Origin of the sequence: Cronobacter malonaticus LMG 23826 (assembly GCF_001277215.2) — a bacterium.
GTDB classification, from domain to species: domain Bacteria; phylum Pseudomonadota; class Gammaproteobacteria; order Enterobacterales; family Enterobacteriaceae; genus Cronobacter; species Cronobacter malonaticus.
The window spans coordinates 15778-33739 of the sequence record NZ_CP013940.1 but is presented as its reverse complement, the minus strand read 5'-3'; the positions used below and the strand labels follow the sequence as shown (position 1 = coordinate 33739).

The window sequence follows — 17962 nt, the reverse complement described above, 5'->3', positions numbered from 1 at the left end:
CGTGCCTCTTTACTGCTTGAGTTTGGGGTCGAGCGCGTCGCGCAGGCCGTCGCCCATCAGGTTAAATGCCAGCACCGTCAGCAGGATAGCGAGACCAGGAAAGGTCACGACCCACCAGGCACTTTGCGCGAACTGCAACACGTCGGAGAGCATGGTGCCCCACTCCGGTGTTGGCGGCTGCGCGCCCATGCCGAGAAAGCCCAGTGCGGCCATATCGAGAATGGCATTCGAGAAACCGAGCGACGCCTGAACAATCAGCGGCGCAAGGCAGTTAGGGAAGATGTTCACGAACATCTGGCGCATCGCGCCGGCGCCCGCCACGCGGGAGGCGGTCACGTAGTCGCGGCTCACTTCCACCAGTACCGCCGCACGCGTTAAGCGCACGTAGTGCGGCAGTGCCACGAAGGTCAGCGCGAGTGAAGCGTTAACGATTGACGGGCCGAAAATCGCCACCAGCACCAGCGCCAGCAGCAGGCTCGGCAGCGCCAGCATGATATCGACGATACGCATGATGATGGTATCGACGATGCCGCCGAAATAGCCCGCCACCAGGCCAAGCACAATGCCCATGACCAGCGACAGCACCACCACCAGACAGCCGACCAGCAGCGACAGGCGCGCGCCGTACATCAGGCGCGACATCACATCGCGGCCCACGTCATCGGTGCCGAGAATATGCGCCCAGCTACCGCCATCCTGCCAGACCGGCGGGGCCAGCAGCGCATCGCGGAACTGCTCCGCCGGGTTATGCGGCGCGACGATGTTCGCGAAGACCGCAATCAGGATCATGATGACGACATACACCAGCCCGACGACCGCGCCTTTGTTCCGTTTGAAGTAGTGCCAGAATTCCTGCATCGGCGTCATTGGCACCGGTGCGGCCACCACTTTGTTTTCAGTTATTTGCGTCATGATGGCCCCTTATTTCTTATGACGAATACGCGGGTTCACCACGCCATAGAGCAGATCGACCAGCAGGTTGACGAGAATAATCATCGTCGCCACCAGCAGCACGCCGCCCTGCACGACCGGATAATCGCGGCGCTGGAGCGCGTCGATGAGCCAGCGGCCGAGGCCGGGCCAGGAGAAGATGGTTTCCGTCAGGATAGCGCCCGCGAGCAGCGTGCCTACCTGAAGCCCAATCACCGTCACGACCGGCAGCATGGCGTTACGCAGCGCGTGAATGATAATGACGCGCATACGGGTCAGGCCCTTGGCGCGCGCGGTGCGGATGTAATCCTCGCCGAGAACTTCCAGCATCGCCGAGCGGGTCATACGCACGATCACCGCCAGCGGAATGGTGCCGAGCACAATGGCGGGCAGGATCATGTGCGCCAGCGCGTCGATAAAGTTACCTTCTTCACCCCAGATGGCGGTGTCGATAAGCATAAAGCCGGTCAGCGGGTTGGTATCGTCAAGGAACACCATATCGCTGACGCGCCCGGAGACCGGCGTCAGGTTTAGCTGCACCGACACCAGCATGATCAGCATCATGCCCCACCAGAAGATAGGCATGGAGTAGCCGGTCAGCGCCAGGCCTACTGCTGTATGATCGAAGATAGAGCCACGTTTAACGGCGGCCAGCACGCCCACCGGAATGCCCACGGCAACCGCGAAAATCATCGCGCAGACGCCAAGCTCCAGCGTCGCTTTAAAGCGCGGCACGAACTCGTCCCACACCGGGAGGCGGCTTTTAAGCGACAGGCCTAAATCGCCATGCAGCACACCCCAGATATAGTGGAGATACTGTTCCCAGAGCGGCTTATCGAGGCCCAGCTCGGCCAGCAGCTGCGCGTGACGCTCAGGGGAAATACCACGTTCGCCCGCCATGATCATCACCGGGTCGCCGGGGATCATATGGACGAAGGCAAAAGTGAGAAGGGTGATACCGATAAACGTCGGGATAACAAGCCCCAGACGTCGGAGGATGAACTGCAACATAACCCGGATTCTCTGTAATGACGCACAACCAGGGGATGTGGTCTGTATTGCTCACAAATCTCATTCCCTCTCCTTTCAGCGAGGGAATAAAGCACTGCTGCCGGGTGTGCTGCGCTTGCCCGGTCTGCAAGTGTAGACCGATACAGGCGCAGCGTCGCCGGACACGGGGCGCTCGCGCGCCCCTGACGGTTTTAATTATTCAACGGAGACGTTTTCGAAGTGGTGTTTGCCCAGCGGATCGACCACGTAGCCTTTGACTTCTTTACGCACCGGCTCATACACGGTGGAGTGCGCGACGATAAGCGCCGGTGCCTGATCGTGCATCACGACCTGAGCCTGTTTGTAAAGCTCGATACGTTTGTTGTGGTCATCGGTGGCACGCGCCGGCTGGATCAGATCTTCAAACGGCTTGTAGCACCAGCGGGAGTAGTTGGAGCCATCTTTCGCGGCGTCGCAGCTAAACAGGGTGGCGAAGAAGTTATCCGGATCCCCGTTGTCGCCGGTCCAGCCCATCATCACCGCCTGGTGTTCGCCCGCTTTGGCGCGCTTCAGGTACTCGCCCCACTCGTAGGTCACGATTTTCGCCTGAACGCCGATTTTCGCCCAGTCAGCCTGGATCATCTCGGCCATACGGCGCGCGTTCGGGTTATACGGACGCTGTACCGGCATTGCCCACAGCTCAACGGTGAAGCCTTTATCCTGACCCGCTTCTTTCAGCAGCGCTTTGGCTTTCTCGACGTCGTAGGTGTAATCCTTCACGTCGTCGTTATAGCCCCACATGGTCGGCGGGATCAGGTTTTTCGCGGCAACGCCAGCGCCCTGGTAAACCGCTTTGATGATAGCGTCTTTGTTCACCGCGTAGGTCAGCGCCTGACGCACTTTCACGTCGTCAAACGGCTTCTTCTCGGTGTTGAAAGAGAGGTAGCCGACGTTCAGGCCCGCCTGCTCCATCAGGTTGATGTTTTTGTCCTGCTTCATGCGCGCGATGTCCGCCGGGTTCGGGTACGGCATCACCTGGCACTCGTTTTTCTGAAGCTTAGCGTAACGAACAGAGGCATCCGGCGTAATGGAGAAGACCAGACGATCAATCTTCGGTTTGGTGCCCCAGAAGCCCGGGAACGCTTTATACAGAATGCGGGAGTCTTTCTGGTATTGCAGCAGCTGGAACGGACCGGTACCGATCGGGTTCAGGTCGACTTTCTCCGGCGTGCCGGCTTTCAGCATGTTGTCTGCGTATTCTTTAGAAAGAATCGACGCGAAGTCCATCGCCATATCCGCCAGGAACGGCGCTTCCGGGCGCGTCAGCACGAACTGGACGGTATTGTCGTCGACTTTTTTCACTTCGCTAATCAGCGTTGGCAGACCCATGCCTTCGAAATATTCGTAGCTGCCGCCAGAAACTTTATGGTACGGGTTTTGATCGTTTTTCTGACGATCGAACGAGAACACGACGTCATCGGCGTTAAATTCGCGCGTCGGTTTGAAATCTTTATTGTCCTGCCATTTCACGCCTTTACGCAGATGGAAAGTATAGGTTTTGCCATCTTCGCTGACGTCCCATTTCTCCGCGAGGCCCGGAATAATTTCCGTGGTGCCGGTTTTAAATTCAACCAGACGGTTGTAAATCGGCACAGAGCTTGCGTCGTAAGTGGTACCAGAGGTGAAGAGCTGTGGGTTAAAGCCTTCCGGCGAGCCTTCTGAACAGTAAACCAGGGTTTTGGCTTGTACGCCTGCGGCGCAGGTCATAGCCAGCAGGCTGAGACCAAACTTCAGCATCCCTGACTTCTTCAAGGAAATACTCATTCTTCTGCTCCAATGTGATAGGTGTTGTGTTTTTCGTCAGACCTTTTTTATTTTTTGCCCGGTCCGATCGTTAAGTGTGAGGCTGGGGATTCCTTTCGCAAGGGAGACTGAGTTGCAGTACAGATTGTCCGTAAAATGACCCTCACGCCCTACAATCTGTCAACAGAACACGCAAACGTCAATACAGCTATCCGGGATTTACAACCGGGGTGAGAAACGGCAAACAAAGATTAAAAAAACCTCATGGGCATGTTTTCAGCACGGAAATTTATGCTACGCCCTCACTCGCAGAATAATCGTCTTGATAATTTGTAACATTCAGCGCTTATGTTTTATCCGCTTAATGCAAAATTTCTGGCTCTGTGGCGAACTTATGAACGGGTTTATGGCGCGATTTGTTACCCATACAGCAAAAAATGCTAAGGCAATATATAAGCAGAGCGGAAAGTATGCGGGATGTTTCATAACTATTTTCAATGAAATATGTCACAGAATCGCGTTCGCGCGAGAAAATCGAAGCTAAATAAGACTAACGAATTAAGCAGGTGAATATGTTTATTCAGGTATTCCCTGGAACAGGGTCTGAATGTGGGGGTGAAAAGCAATAACTTCTGGCTGCTTACGGTTTTATGGAAAGCCTCTTTAATACGATTTCAGTTCTGGTTTCTGCAAAACGTCACGCCTGAGGCGTTCGCTACGTTCTCTGTCGTGTCGACAAAAAATGGAAACCCTTACGAACTGACAAAAGGTATTGAGGTATATGAAAAGGAATTTTCATGAGCCACGCGTGCTGCGCTTGCAGTCATCGGTAGGCGTTTGCGGCGTAAATTATGCTGATGACGTAAAAGCGCTACAAGAATTGATGATGAAAGCTGGTTATCAGACAGCGACAGGGCGTTCATTAAAAGTGGACGGCATATGCAACAACGAAACCAAAGAAGCGATTATCTGGTATCAACGTTTGTTAACACTGTCCCGATCAGGCCTGGTACAGCCATTTGATCAATGGTTCATTGAAGCGTTAAAAAATGCCAGCCAACCCGATTGGCGCCCACGGATTACTTCCGGGCCGCTACATGTACGGGAAGCGCAATTTACTTTTGACAATGAAGGGACGGATTATATTACAGCTACAAATCCTTTCCGTCCGCACCCTTATCCCTGGTTCTCACGCATCTTACACTGGCCTCATTCTGCTGCTTCTGGCGTTACACTTGGCCGTGGCTACGATATGGGAAATCGAAGCGCAGGTGAGATTTTTGCAACGCTCAGACAGGCAGGGATAGAAGAGTACAAAGCCATTCTGGCATCTAAAGCTGCTTTTCTGAAAGGACGAGAGGCTGCCAGTTTCGTGAAATTTTATGGGCCGCTTTTCGGTGAAATTACGCACCAGCAACAGCTAAGACTGTTTGAAATTGCCATACAATTTTATATTTCCGAGGCGAAAAGGATCTTTAATGGACGCAAAGCGAGAATGATGTCTGCCATAAGCTGGGAAAAGATGCGTGTCAGATTAAAAGATATATACATCGATAGTTTGTATCAGGGATGTGAGTCAGCAGGTGAATTTGCCCGGTTGATTTTACTCGACGATCTGAAATCGGTGCGTTTATATCTGAAAACAGATCGCGCACAGATGAACTCACATGGAAGAAACTTAAAAAGGTTGCAATATATCAATGGGTTATAAGTTAGTTTTTTTTCTGCCCTTTCTGTTGATACCAACCACCTGCGTTGCTGCCTCGTCCATCATTTACGGAGAGGCTGCAAAGATGTGTGCGAAGAGTGCGGATTATGCCGCCGGAACGCGATGTCTTGAAAGGCAGCGCAAGCAAACGGAGCAGGCGCTACAACAGACGCTGGCGGCGGCGCTGAAGCAGGTACAGTCGGAAGACTGGCTGGAGGCTAATGCGGATTACGAGGATGAAGACTCACAAATCGTTGTAGATACGGCCAATGCGCTGAAAAACGATCAGGCGGCATGGGAAAAACATAAGGTCCTGTTTTGTCAGGCGGCCAGTTCCCAGATCAGTGCTAAAACCCCCAACTATTGGGTTCTAGCCACCCAGTGCGAAATCAATATGAATAAGGCGCGTATCGACGAGCTGAACGCATTAATGGCGCAGGTGCAGCCCTGAGGGCCGGACGCCGGAAAGCAAAAAGCCCTGCTCGTTGAGCAGGGCTTTTCTGAATTTGGTCGGTGCCAGAGGATAAATCGCCGCTACGCGGCTTCGCCCGCGGGTCGTTGCTTACGCAACGCTCTCTCGCTGCGCTCGGGTCGAACCTCCCTGCCCCCGGAGGTTCTCATCCTTTCAGACGCCGGAAAGCAAAAAGCCCTGCTCGATGAGCAGGGCTTTTCTGAATTTGGTCGGTGCCAGAGGATAACTCGCCGCTACGCGGCTTCGCCCTGCGGGTCGTTGCTTACGCAACGCTCTCTCGCTGCGCTCGGGTCGAACCTCCCTGCCCCCGGAGGTTCTCATCCTTTCAGACGCCGGAAAGCAAAAAGCCCTGCTCGATGAGCAGGGCTTTTCTGAATTTGGTCGGTGATAGAGGATTCGAACCTCCGACCCCTTCGTCCCGAACGAAGTGCGCTACCAGGCTGCGCCAATCACCGAATGCGGGGCGCATATTACTGCGCACCCTAATTCCCGTCAATCCCTTACTTTAAAAAAGCCTGTCGATCGGCTGAAAAGCCAGCGATATGGCTATTTTGCGGCAGAAGGAACATGACACCAGTTGTTATTCTGGTTGATGCCGCCGTCCGGCGACTGGTAGCCGAGGCAGCCCATAATGGTATCGAACAGCTCAACGTGACGATGCGGGCGCTTCTGCTCTGCCTGCAGTTTAAGCTGCGCGAACGCCTGCGCATGCTGCGGATCGGCCAGATAGCTGTCGGACATCCAGACCATCATCGGCACGCGGAACTGCTCCGGCGGCGCGACGTTGCGCGGCGTGCCGTGCAGATGCTCTTTTTCGTTGATCGATTCGCCATGATCCGCGGCGTAGAACACAATCGCTTTTTTATTGCGGACCTGGTCGATGACATCGGAGATAAAGCTGTCGACGTATAGCACCGAGTTATCGTACGCGTTAATCAGCTCCTGACGGCTACAGTCTGAATCAACGCCCATACACTCCGGCTGCCAGCGCGCATAGCTTCTCGGATAACGCTGCACATAGTTATAGTGCGAGCCTTTGGTATGCAGAATGATAAGGTGTTTGCCCTTATCGTGCCCTACCAGCGAGTTTTTCATCTCATCCACCAGCAGCATATCGTCCACCTGCTTACCGCGGTTGCGCGGCTCGGCGCCGATCTGCTCGCGGTAGGCGATGTTGTCCGCCATGGTGTTGCTGTAGAACCACATTTCGCTCTGCATCGCGTACAGATCCGAGCTAAAGCCCAGCTGTTTGAGTACCGCGAACACGTTTTGCTCTTTCAGCGTGCGCTGCGGGTTATCATCCGCGCCGCCTTCACGAACAAACATGCAGCGCAGCGAGAGTTTGGTCGCGGTATCACACGATTCGCCGCGGAACGCCGCCAGGTTTTTCTCCTGGGCGAGTTTCGGCGTAGTGTTACGGTCATAACCGAGCAGACCCATATGATCCCAGCGCGTGGTTTCGCCGATGATAAACACCACATACGTGTCATCAATACCCTGCGGTGCCTGCCAGGTAAACTTTTTGGCCGGGTTCAGCAGGGATTTATTATCGCTGGATTCATCGACCTGCGCCCAGGCGTACAGCCCCAGCGCGGAGAGCCAGTTCGACGGCAGATACGAGTTCGCTACAACGCCGCCGTAGCTTGGCATATCAACCCCAGAGGTGCGCTCTTCGTTCTTCTGCTGCAAATCCAGCAGGCGAATCGGTGCCCAGACCAGCAGGCCCGCCACAATCACCACCGCCGCGCTTTTCAGACGCTGATCGCGGGTACGGAGCTGGCGCAGCAGCGTATCGCGGCAGCGGCTTCCCCAGATAAGCGCCAGCGGCACGATGCACACCAGGACCATCCACACGATGAACTGCCAGCCCACCACTTCTTTGGAGAGATCGATATCGGTCGTCATTACCGACGCGATAATCCCGTAGCCAATCACTACGTTCATGAACGTCATGTAATAGCTGGCCGCGGCGGAGAACAGCACTACCAGCGACGCCAGCACGCGCCAGACGCGCCGTCCCAGTAGCGACAACACACGCAGCAGGAAGAACGTGACGAGCACCGTGGCCGCCAGTTCGACAACCATGGATACCGCGTTAATCCAGGAGAGGTTCTGCGCATATCCGTCAAAGCGACGATATAACACCGCGCAGTTAAAAAAGAGGCCGATGTAGACCGCCAGCAGAATGCACAGTTTCTGTTGGGTCATCGAGAGGATGTATTTCATGCAAGCCGCCCGGGCAAACAGGTGGTAAACCCGTTCCCCAAAAAAATAAAAAAGGTATACGTAATAATACTGAGGGAATCAGGCGATTCTTAACTCAGTCGCGGGGTAGTAGACCACAGAGGCGGGGAAAAGTGCGGGCAATTAGGGCGGCCCGGCTCGTATTTACAAAAATATGAGGCCGGAACCGCATTTTACGGAGCGGGACAACCGGTTAGTCGGTAATGACGTTCAGCTTAACGTCAATGTTGCCGCGCGTCGCGTTGGAGTACGGGCAAACGATGTGCGCTTTCTGCACCAGTTCTTCGGCCTCTGCGCGGTCCATGCCCGGCAGATGGATATCCAGCTGGGCTTCAATCCCGAAACCGGTCGGCAGCGGCCCAATGCCTACTTGCCCTTCGATAAAGGCGTCCTGCGGCACTTTTTTCTTCTCCTGGGAGGCGACATGTTTCAGCGCGCCCAGGAAGCAGGCGGAGTACCCTGCGGCGAAAAGCTGTTCCGGGTTAGTCACCTGACCACCCTGGCCGCCCATCTCTTTTGGCACGCCGAGTTTCACGTCCAGCACGCCGTCATCGGACGTCGCACGGCCGTCACGGCCGCCAGTTGCTTTCGCTTTTGCGCGATAAACCACTTTTTCTAAGGACATCTTGTTCTCCTTCGTGTTGGCAATCACAGCTATTAAGCATAGAACGTCTGAGCGAACTGGGGAGAAAGTGAGAACATTCGGGGAAAGCGCCGCCGCAGAGCGCGGCGGCGAAAGGACATCAGGCGCGGGCGTGTTCCCAGGCTTCGCGGCGCGGCTGACGAATGGTGGTGGAGATCGCCAGCGAGACAATCAGCAGCGCGAAGATAACGCAGAAGGTGACGTAAAAGCCGCCGAACAGCGAGGCGATAATCGAACCGCAGATGCTGCCGATCCCAAAGCCGAGATAAATCACGCCGTAGTTTTTCGCCAGATTATTCAGGCCAAAGAAATCACTGACCAGCGACGGGTAAACCGTAATGGTGCCGCCGAAGTTAAAGGCCACGCAGGCGATGGCGGCGAAGAAGGTCATTTCATTGAGCGGTGCGAAAAGCAGCGCGGCCATCCCCACCAGCGAGATCATCTGGCCGAGCGTAATGACGCGAATGCGCGGCATTTTGTCGGAGAGAATGCCGAGCACCAGGCGGCCCGTCAGGTTGGCGATGGAAATCACGGTAACCGCGTTCGCGGCGGTGGCGGCGTCGAGGCGCACCATGCCCTGCGCGATATCTTTCGCCACGCCAATCACATACAGGCCGCTCATGCAGGCGGTCAGGAACATCAGCGCCAGCATCCAGTACTGCGGTTTACGCATCGATTCGGCAAGGCTGTAGTCGCCTTCGCCCGCGTTGTTGCCGGTGCGCGCAGGCTGATTCAGCGCATCTTTCATCAGCAGCGCGCCGCCGATAATCATCACCATCACCATACCGCCCCAGATAATAAACGTGCGCTCAAGCCCGACGGACGCCAGCAGATGGCTGTCGATAAATTTAAAGCCAAGGCTACCCAGACCATACGCGCCGATAGAAAATGCAGAGATAAGCCCTTTGCGCTCCGGGAACCACTTCACGCAGTTAGAGAGCGTCAGCAGATAACCCGCGCCGTCCGCCAGCCCCACCAGCACGCCCGCGCTCAGCCAGAGCATCATCAGGTTGCTGGCATGAGAGGTGAGCACCAGCCCTAACCCCAGCAGCACGCCGGAGGCGATCGTCACGCGTTTTACGCCGAAACGCTCCTGCAGTTTACCGGCGACCGACGACGACAGCGCCAGCCCCAGGCTCAGCAGGCCAAAAGAGAACGCCACCTGGCTTACCGGCTCATCAAGCTTTTGCGACAGGGCACCGTTAAACAGGCTCCAGGTATAAACCGAACCCAGCGCGAACTGGGTAACAATCGTGCCCACCAGGGTGAGCCACCGGGTATGCGGTTGGATGGATGTCTTCATGGTTGTTGTCCCACAGATAAGAAGAAAGCTTCACTACCTGCAACGATAGCGAAACCCCTACTTTTTCGGGGGAAAACGGCATGAGATGCCGCAGGCGCGGAATGAACTGCCGCTACAAAGGCATGGATGGCCTTGAACGGGCGCGAATGGCACGCCCTAAAACGTCGCGCTAAGGCCGAGGTTGTACATTTGCGCGTCGTTTTCGCTAAGCCGCCCTTCCGCCTGGGAGAAGGACGCCTAGGCCGCGAGATGCTTGTTAATCGGCATATCAGCGCCGACCGAAACATCCATCCACGAGCCGTACTGGCTGCCAGGCAGCAGCGGCTGCATACTCCACAGCGGATCGCCGTGCTGCTGGTTATAGCTCACCTGCGCCCACGGCCGTACCGCGCCGAGGCGTGAATCGAGCCGCCAGCCGAGCGAGCCGACGCTCGCATGCCAGTAGGCGTTATTTGCGCTGGCACCATTCTCCTGTAAAGGCAGGCCGTCGGCTTCACGCCGCCAGCCCGCCACCGGGCGAGCGACCACCGGCAGCGGCCATGTCAGGTTCAGGCCTGCCGGCATAGCGGCCATCGCAGCTTCATCGCGCTGCGTCTGCGCCACGCGCTCGGCCAGGATCTCGTCATAACTTGGTGTGCGATCGCTGTCCCATGTATAGCGTTCAGAAGTGTTACTTTGGGGGTCAGCAGCGATATATTCCTGTTGCCAGGCGTGTGCCGCCTGGGTAAAAACCAGAGACCACAACAGTACCGCCGCGCGTCGTAACGCATGGCGTCCAGAGATAGTTATCATCATCAAAGCGACTCCAGAAGAGAGCCGGTTCCGGCCGTTTTTATTGACGTTATTAGCGGATGGGCGAGTAACCCTGAATTAACTATTGTCTCTTTATTCGCAACGTCAAGCCGCTTCGGAAAATCGCCAGGGTGTTTATTACAATGAGGGAATGCAGGATGGAACGTTGCGGATGGGTCACCCAGGACCCGCTTTATCTCGCCTACCATGACGAAGAGTGGGGCGAACCTCAGAAAGACAACCACAAGCTGTTTGAGATGATCTGTCTCGAAGGCCAGCAGGCCGGGCTGTCATGGATAACCGTGCTGAAAAAGCGCGAACACTATCGCCGCTGTTTCCACGGGTTTGAGCCATATGCCGTGGCGCAGATGGGGCCGGAAGATGTCGACGCGCTGGTGCTGGAGCCGGGGATTATTCGCCATCGCGGAAAAATCGAAGCCATTATCGCCAACGCGCGGGCGTATATCGCCATGCAGGCGCAGGGGGAAGATTTCTCAGCGTTTGTCTGGTCTTTCGTCGGGGGCGAGCCAAAAATCAACTCTCCGCAGACGCTCGCGCAGGTGCCGGTGACGACGCCTGAAGCGCAGGCGCTCTCGAAGGCGCTGAAAAAACGCGGCTTTAAGTTTGTCGGCCCGACGATTTGTTACTCCTTCATGCAGGCCTGCGGGCTGGTGAACGATCATCTCACCACGTGCGGCCGCCACCCGGAGCACCGCCCGTGATCCGCGCGCAGCGGCCTTCCGACCGCGACGCCATCCTTTCACTGTGGCTTGCCAGCACCACCGCCGGGCATCCGTTCATTCAGCCTGACTACTGGCGCGCCAGCCTGCCGATTGTGCGCGACGTCTATCTGCCCGGTGCCTGCACGTGGGTGGAAGAAAACGACGGTAAGCTTCGCGGGTTTATCAGCGTGATGCATGAAAACTTTATTGGTGCGCTGTTCGTGTCACCTGACTGCGAGGGAAAAGGCATCGGCACCGCCCTGCTTACGCAGGTGCAATCGCAGTACGATACCCTGCATCTTGAGGTCTACCAGAAAAACACCCGGGCGGTGCATTTCTATCACGCCCGGGGGTTTCGTATTGAAGAGAGCGCGTGGCAGGAAGAGACCGGCCACCCGACCTGGATTATGCGCTGGCAGGCGGATCAAACGCCGTAACGTCCGGCGCGGGCCCGCGGTATTTCTCGACGCGTACCAGCGAGGAGTTCGCCGCGCAGCCGTTGCCGAGCCGCGACGTCGGGATATCGCGCGTCAGCACGTTCACCGCGCCGTTTTTGCAAAGCCCCTGCTGGCTCCAGTCGAAATCGGGCCACGCGCCCTGATGCAGACAAATCACGCCCGGCTTAATGCCGTCCGTCACCACCGCACCCGCCAGCACCTGGCCGCGCGCGTTCCACACCCGCACCAGATCGCCGTGGGCGATGCCGCGTTTACGGGCATCTTCCGGGTGCAGCGTCACTGGCTCGCGCCCGGCCACGGCGTAGCGCTCGCGAAGCGCGGAATAGTTAAGCTGGCTGTGCAGACGGTGCGCCGGATGCGACGAGAGCAGCTGCAGTTCGTCCGGCTGCGCGTTGCCGTGCCACTCGTCCGGCTCAAGCCAGGTCGGGTGCGGCGGGCAGTCGGCATAGCCGAAGCGGGCAATACGCTCTGAGTAGATCTCGATTTTCCCGCTCGGCGTGCTGAGCGGGTTGGCCGCCGGATCGTCACGAAACGCGCCAAAACGCACGAATTCGGCATTTTTCGGGTTCTCCGGCATCTCGATTATCTGATTCGCCTTCCAGAAATCCGCGAAATCCGGCAGCGTCACCTGCTGCGCCGCGCCGCGCTCGCGGGCGATGTTATAGAAGGTTTCGAGCCACTCCAGCTCGCTTTTGCCTTCGGTGAAACGCGCCCGCCCACCGGTTTCCCAGCGCTCTGACAGTTCGGCGAAGATATCGAAATCGTTACGCGCCTCATACTGCGGCGGCACAACCTGCTTCATCGGCACCATATGCTGGTTGCTGTAGTCGCCGGTCATGGTCATGTCGTTGCGCTCAAACGAGGTGGTTACCGGCAGCACGATATCGGCGTGCTTCGCCGCCGCCGTCCAGAAGCATTCGGAAATCACCACCAGCTCCGGTTTCTGCCACGCCTTAATCAGGCGGTGCGTCTCCTGGTGATGCGTAAAGTTAGCGCCGCCCGCCCACCAGATAAAACGGATATCCGGGAAAATGCGCGGCTCGCCGTTATGCGGATATTCGCCGCCGGGGTTTTCCAGCGCCTCGACAATGCGCGCCACCGGGATTTTATCGACCGCATCAACGCCGCCTTCCACGCTGCCCTGCATTGAGGCCAGCACGGCCGCGCGTCGCGTCGGGTTGCCACCGTTGGCGAAGTGATAAGAAAGCCCGAAACCGCCGCCCGGCAGGCCAATCTGGCCGAGCATGGCCGCGAGCGTCACCAGCATCCAGTGTTTCTGCTCGCCATACTGCTGGCGCTGCATGCCCCAGCCCGCCATCAGCATGGTGCGGTTCTGGCTGAATAATTTCGCCAGCTGGCGGATGGTTGCGGCGTCGACGCCGCAGATGGCTGCCGCCCAGTCGGCGTCTTTCGGCGTGCCGTCGCGCTCGCCGGTCAGGTAGGCCGCAAACTGCGCGTAGCCGTGCGTGCAGGCGTTGAGGAAATCGTCATCCTGCCAGCCGTTTTCCACCAGCGTATGGGCGATGCCGAGCATCAGCGCCACGTCGGTGCCCATATGTGGGGCTATCCACTCCATGCGATCGCCGAAGAAATCGGCGGTTTCCGGGCGCATCGGGTTGATGCAGATAAGCTTTTTGCCGCTCTCTCTGAGCTTCTCGAAATAACCGATGCCCTGTTCGTCAGAGGCGTTCCAGGCGATTTTCAGCGTGTTGAGCGGGTTGGCGCTCCACAGCACTACCACGTCGCTATGCTCCAGCACCAACGGCCAGCTGGTCTGCTGCTGATAAACTTCGTTGCCGCCGACCACGTAGGGCATGATCACCTGCGCGGCCCCCGTAGAGTAATCGCCCAGATGACCGGTGTAGCCGCCCGCGAGACTCATATAGCGCTGCAGCAGCGTGGCTGCTTTATGCAGCACGCCGTTGGAGCGCCAGCCGTAGGAGCCTGCGAAAATCGACGACGGGCCGTAGCTTTCTCGGATGCGCCGGTGCTGCTGGTCAATCAGACGCAGCGCCTCATCCCAGCTGATACGCACAAACTCATCCTGCCCGCGCACGCCCTGCGGGCTGTCCGGCGAGGCGAGAAACCCTTTACGCGCCATCGGGTAGCGCACGCGCGCCTTGCTGTGCACCTGGTCCGGGACGGCGGTTTGTAGCGAATTCGGGTGGCGCGTCGGCAGCGCGCCCTGAGAAGAGAGCACGGTTTCACCGTCGGTCTCGACAACCATTGGCCCCCAGTGGGCGGCGGTAACGATGCGTTTTAAAGCAGATGGGTTAGCCAAAACGGGCTCCTGACTGGCGTTTGCAGATGAGGCGGCGTGAGTATGGCTACTTTGTCGCCGCTCGATTCGTTATGGATAAAAAATCAGAACACTTCCCGGAATTTTCATCACATTCCCCCGTCATAATCAACCTCCGCCACTCCAGGCGAACCAGAATTAAATTGAATAAGGATATGCGATGAAAAAACGCATCATTTTTGTGGCCGCGATGGTCAGCGGCGCACTGGCCCTTTCAGGCTGCACCACAAACCCTTACACCGGCGAACGTGAAGCGGGCAAATCCGGCATTGGCGCGGGCATTGGCTCGCTGGTGGGCGCGGGCGTCGGCGTGCTTTCTTCGTCGAAAAAGGATCGCGGCAAAGGCGCGCTGATTGGCGCGGCGGCGGGCGCGGCGCTCGGCGGCGGCGTGGGTTACTACATGGATGTGCAGGAAGCGAAACTGCGTCAGAAAATGCAGGGCACCGGCGTCAGCGTCACCCGCAGCGGCGATAACATCATCCTGAATATGCCGAACAACGTGACCTTCGACAGCAGCCAGGCGAATCTCAAACCGGCGGGCGCGAATACGCTGACCGGCGTGGCGATGGTGCTGAAAGAGTACCCGAAAACCGCGGTGAACGTGGTGGGCTATACCGACAGCACCGGCGGGCAGGCGCTGAACATGAAGCTGTCGCAGCAGCGCGCGGAAAGCGTCGCCAGCGCGCTCATCACCCAGGGCGTGGCCGCCAACCGCATCCGCACCAGCGGCATGGGCCCGGCGAACCCGGTCGCCAGCAACAGCACCGAAGAGGGTAAAGCGCAGAACCGTCGCGTGGAAATCACCTTAAGCCCGCTCCAGTAACGACTGATGGCCTCATCGGGAAAGCCCGATGAGGCTGCTTCACTCCTTAGTGGTGCAGCATTTCATCCACCACCTGCGCTTTGCTTAACTGGTACGGATAGTATGTCGGCCAGTTATCCATCTCTTTCAGCAACGCCTCATGCGAGCTATTGCCCATAAAAATGTGGTAATGCGCGGATTTACGCGGCGCGATGGTGTGATCGCTGAACTGCACAAACTTCGGCGCTTTTGACGCGCTGTCGGTGCACTCAAAGAGGTAGCGCACGCCTTTCTTGCCGGAGGCGTAATGCAAAATCTTATAGCCGTTATATTTATACTCGCAGGCGTTCACGGTCTGCCCGACGTGAAACTCCATCACGTTGTTTTCAATGCCTATCATGTCAACATCCGTGGCATACCCTTTTTTGTAATACGCGCGATATTCTTCGACGGTTTTACCGCCTTCCTGCGCTTTTTTTGCCAGCACCGGATCGAGATCGCCGCTCAGCAAATAGGGATAAATCGACTGCCAGACGCCGTCCCAGTCGCTAAGCATACGGTCTTTGACATCTTTATCGTTGAACACCCCTTCGCTCGCCTGGCGTTCCGCCTCCGTCAACGGCTTTCCGTGGTGATGCCCGTGCGCCGCGCTTTGAGCACTTGCCAGCAGAAGCCCCATTCCCAGTAATAAGGCTAACTTCTTCATGTCTGTTACTCTCCTGTACAGGCGTTAGTTATGTTTTGATACGTTATAACATAATTAAAAGCGACGCCACACCTTGAGACATGCCAAAAATGATTCGCGACGAGAATACTCAGCAGGCAAACGCCTGCTTTACGACAGCCACCGAAATAATCTAATAATAAAAACAGTCACCTGCCCCGCCGGTGTTTTAGCCTGAGAAGGAAGCCTCATGACCACCAAAGCGTCACGCCCCACCATCAGCGACGTCGCCCGCGCCGCGAAAACCGGAAAAACCAGCGTTTCCCGCTACCTGAACGGCGAAAAACACCTGCTTTCCGGGGCATTGCTGGCGCGCATTGAGCAGGCCATCGCCCAGCTCGATTACCGTCCTAACCAGATGGCGCGCGGCCTGAAGCGCGGGCGCACCCGGTTAATCGGCCTTATCATCGCCGATATCACCAACCCCTATTCGGTCAATGTGTTAAGCGGCATTGAGGCCGCCTGCCGGGAGAAAGGCTTTACGCCGCTCGTCTGTAACACCAATAACGAGCTTGACCAGGAGCTGCATTATCTGGATCTCCTGCGCAGCTATCAGGTGGAAGGCATCGTGGTGAACGCGGTCGGCATGCGCGAAGAAGGGCTGAACCGGCTGCAACAATCGGCGCTGCCGATGGTGCTGATTGACCGTAAAATCCCGGATTTCGCCTGCGATGTCGTGGGGCTCGACAACACCCAGGCGGCGACCACCGCCACGGAACACCTCATCGAGCAGGGCTTCGAGGCGCTGCTGTTTTTAAGCGAGCCGCTCGGGACGGTGAACACCCGCCGCGAGCGACTGACCGCCTTTCGCGCCACCGCCGCCCGCTACCCTGGCGTCGTCGCGGAAAATGCCGAAACGCCGCTGCACGAGGCGGATCATCTCGACAATACCCTGCGCCACTTCCACACCCGTTTTCGCGGAATGCGCAAAGCGGTCATCTCCGCCAACGGCGCGCTGACGCTCCAGGTGGCGCGCTCGCTCAGGCGTATCGGACTGAACTGGGGTGCGGATATCGGGCTGCTCGGCTTTGACGAGCTGGAGTGGGCGGAGCTGGCGGGCGTCGGGATCACCACGCTGAAACAGCCGACCTGGCAGATTGGCTACGCTGCCCTTGAGCAGGTCGTCAAGCGCATCGAGGGCCAGGCGCAGGCGGTGCGCGAGCAGGTTTTCTCCGGCGAGCTTATCGTGCGCGGCTCGACGGCGCGCTGAACGACGGTTCGTGACCCCGATCATAAATTCGCCATCCTGGACTTCTCTTTGGAACCGGTTCCATCTAGCGTATTAACTATGTTATGCAGATGTAATCACTCCGGAGAAGTTAATGGAGAGAGAAATTATCGTCGTCACCGCCGCTTACGGTAACGACAAAATCAAAGCCCTCGGCGGCCAGCAGGCTGTACTGCCAATCATCGCGGGCGCAGGCGCTGACGGCGTGGAGATCCGCCGTGAACTGCTCGATCCCGCGGAGATCGACACCCTGCCCGCGCTGGCGCAGGCGATCGCCTCTCATCACCTGAAAGCCTGTTACTCCGCGCCCGAGCCGCTGTTTGAACACGACGGCAAAATCAACGCGCGCCTGCCTTCGCTGCTGGCCGAAGCCCACGAACTCAACGCCCGCTGGCTTAAGCTCTCACTCGGGCATTTCAGTCATCCGCACCAGGCGGAGCCGCTGGCGGGTCTTCTGGCGCTGAGCGACGTCGCGCTGGTCGTGGAAAACGATCAGACGGAATGCGGCCGTCTCGAACCGATGCGCCGCTTCCTTACCGCCAGCAAAACGCTCAATCTTCCCGTCCGCCTGACGTTCGACATGGCCAACTGGCTGTGGGTGGACGATGCGCCGGAAGAGGCCGCCCGCACGCTTCGCGCAGGCGTCAGCTATATCCATGTTAAAGCCGCCACCGCGCACCACTACCACTATCGCGCCATTGCCCTGGATGACGCCGGGCCGCGCTGGCGCACGCTGCTGGATATGCTGCCGCCGGACGCGCCGCGCGGCATTGAGTTTCCGCTGGAAGGCCGCGATTTGACCGCCGTGACCCGCCATTACGTCAACCTGCTGCGCGAGGAGTGA

At 57.6% G+C, this 17962-nt stretch carries 15 protein-coding genes, 1 tRNA gene, 2 other RNA genes and 1 pseudogene; 7 read left to right on the top strand and 12 right to left on the bottom strand.

What is annotated here, in order from left to right:
• Nucleotides 1-9: 9 nt before the first annotated feature.
• From dppC to dppA, 3 genes are all read right to left on the bottom strand, one after another.
• Nucleotides 10-912, bottom strand: a complete 903-nt coding sequence (gene dppC, locus AFK66_RS00155) for a dipeptide ABC transporter permease DppC (protein ID WP_007779164.1) — start codon at nt 910-912, stop codon at nt 10-12.
• 9 nt (nt 913-921) lie between these two features.
• Nucleotides 922-1941 (bottom strand): dipeptide ABC transporter permease DppB, encoded by a 1020-nt coding sequence (gene dppB / locus AFK66_RS00150; RefSeq protein ID WP_004387619.1) that lies wholly within the window; start codon nt 1939-1941, stop codon nt 922-924.
• Between the two features lie 195 nt (nt 1942-2136).
• Entirely contained in the window at nt 2137-3744 is a 1608-nt protein-coding gene (gene dppA / locus AFK66_RS00145; protein WP_032968482.1) for a dipeptide ABC transporter periplasmic-binding protein DppA, read from the bottom strand.
• 760 nt (nt 3745-4504) lie between these two features.
• On the opposite strand from dppA, the gene AFK66_RS00140 reads away from it, so the two are divergent.
• Both AFK66_RS00140 and AFK66_RS00135 read left to right on the top strand, forming a co-directional pair.
• Nucleotides 4505-5434, top strand: a complete 930-nt coding sequence (locus tag AFK66_RS00140; RefSeq protein WP_007779176.1) for a peptidoglycan-binding protein — start codon at nt 4505-4507, stop codon at nt 5432-5434.
• Nucleotides 5424-5882 carry a lysozyme inhibitor LprI family protein gene (locus AFK66_RS00135; protein ID WP_032968483.1) on the top strand — a complete coding sequence of 153 codons (459 nt, stop codon included), beginning with the start codon at nt 5424-5426 and terminating at the stop codon, nt 5880-5882. The genes AFK66_RS00140 and AFK66_RS00135 overlap by 11 nt, the downstream gene beginning before the upstream one ends.
• A 56-nt stretch (nt 5883-5938) precedes the next feature.
• On the opposite strand, the gene AFK66_RS00130 is transcribed toward AFK66_RS00135, so the two are convergent.
• The 7 genes and pseudogenes from AFK66_RS00130 to AFK66_RS00100 form a co-directional block, all read right to left on the bottom strand.
• Nucleotides 5939-6073: non-coding RNA, RtT sRNA (locus tag AFK66_RS00130), on the bottom strand.
• Nucleotides 6074-6109: 36 nt separating this feature from the next.
• A non-coding RNA gene (locus AFK66_RS00125) (RtT sRNA) lies at nt 6110-6245 on the bottom strand.
• Between the two features lie 36 nt (nt 6246-6281).
• Nucleotides 6282-6358, bottom strand: a tRNA-Pro gene (locus AFK66_RS00120).
• 91 nt (nt 6359-6449) lie between these two features.
• Nucleotides 6450-8129: a kdo(2)-lipid A phosphoethanolamine 7''-transferase gene (gene eptB / locus AFK66_RS00115; RefSeq protein WP_007779181.1), complete on the bottom strand. Its 1680-nt coding sequence runs from the start codon at nt 8127-8129 to the stop codon at nt 6450-6452.
• A gap of 211 nt (nt 8130-8340) precedes the next feature.
• A complete protein-coding gene (locus AFK66_RS00110; protein WP_007779183.1) occupies nt 8341-8772 on the bottom strand; it encodes an organic hydroperoxide resistance protein in 432 nt (143 codons plus the stop codon).
• Nucleotides 8773-8890: 118 nt separating this feature from the next.
• Complete coding sequence (locus AFK66_RS00105; protein WP_032968484.1) at nt 8891-10093, bottom strand: L-lactate MFS transporter; 1203 nt, start codon at nt 10091-10093, stop codon at nt 8891-8893.
• A 156-nt stretch (nt 10094-10249) separates the two neighbouring features.
• Nucleotides 10250-10888: pseudogene (locus AFK66_RS00100) on the bottom strand (lipase).
• Between the two features lie 155 nt (nt 10889-11043).
• Here AFK66_RS00100 and AFK66_RS00095 point away from each other — a divergent pair.
• Both AFK66_RS00095 and AFK66_RS00090 read left to right on the top strand, forming a co-directional pair.
• The gene (locus tag AFK66_RS00095) at nt 11044-11607 is read left to right on the top strand and encodes a DNA-3-methyladenine glycosylase I (protein WP_007779189.1); all 564 of its coding nucleotides are present in this window, start codon (nt 11044-11046) and stop codon (nt 11605-11607) included.
• The gene (locus AFK66_RS00090; RefSeq protein WP_007779192.1) at nt 11604-12044 is read left to right on the top strand and encodes an N-acetyltransferase; all 441 of its coding nucleotides are present in this window, start codon (nt 11604-11606) and stop codon (nt 12042-12044) included. Before AFK66_RS00095 ends, AFK66_RS00090 begins: the two co-directional genes overlap by 4 nt.
• On the opposite strand, the gene AFK66_RS00085 is transcribed toward AFK66_RS00090, so the two are convergent.
• Nucleotides 12013-14292 carry a molybdopterin guanine dinucleotide-containing S/N-oxide reductase gene (locus AFK66_RS00085; protein ID WP_369832606.1) on the bottom strand — a complete coding sequence of 760 codons (2280 nt, stop codon included), beginning with the start codon at nt 14290-14292 and terminating at the stop codon, nt 12013-12015. The genes AFK66_RS00090 and AFK66_RS00085 overlap by 32 nt on opposite strands.
• 232 nt (nt 14293-14524) lie before the next feature.
• Between AFK66_RS00085 and AFK66_RS00080 the strand changes: the two genes are divergently transcribed.
• A complete protein-coding gene (locus AFK66_RS00080) occupies nt 14525-15187 on the top strand; it encodes an OmpA family lipoprotein (RefSeq protein ID WP_004387610.1) in 663 nt (220 codons plus the stop codon).
• Nucleotides 15188-15233: 46 nt separating this feature from the next.
• Here the strand turns inward: AFK66_RS00080 and zinT are convergent, their stop codons facing one another.
• Nucleotides 15234-15872: a metal-binding protein ZinT gene (gene zinT, locus AFK66_RS00075; RefSeq protein WP_007779196.1), complete on the bottom strand. Its 639-nt coding sequence runs from the start codon at nt 15870-15872 to the stop codon at nt 15234-15236.
• A gap of 208 nt (nt 15873-16080) precedes the next feature.
• On the opposite strand from zinT, the gene AFK66_RS00070 reads away from it, so the two are divergent.
• Both AFK66_RS00070 and AFK66_RS00065 read left to right on the top strand, forming a co-directional pair.
• Entirely contained in the window at nt 16081-17100 is a 1020-nt protein-coding gene (locus tag AFK66_RS00070; RefSeq protein WP_007779198.1) for a LacI family DNA-binding transcriptional regulator, read from the top strand.
• A gap of 112 nt (nt 17101-17212) precedes the next feature.
• Complete coding sequence (locus tag AFK66_RS00065; RefSeq protein ID WP_023897786.1) at nt 17213-17962, top strand: sugar phosphate isomerase/epimerase family protein; 750 nt, start codon at nt 17213-17215, stop codon at nt 17960-17962.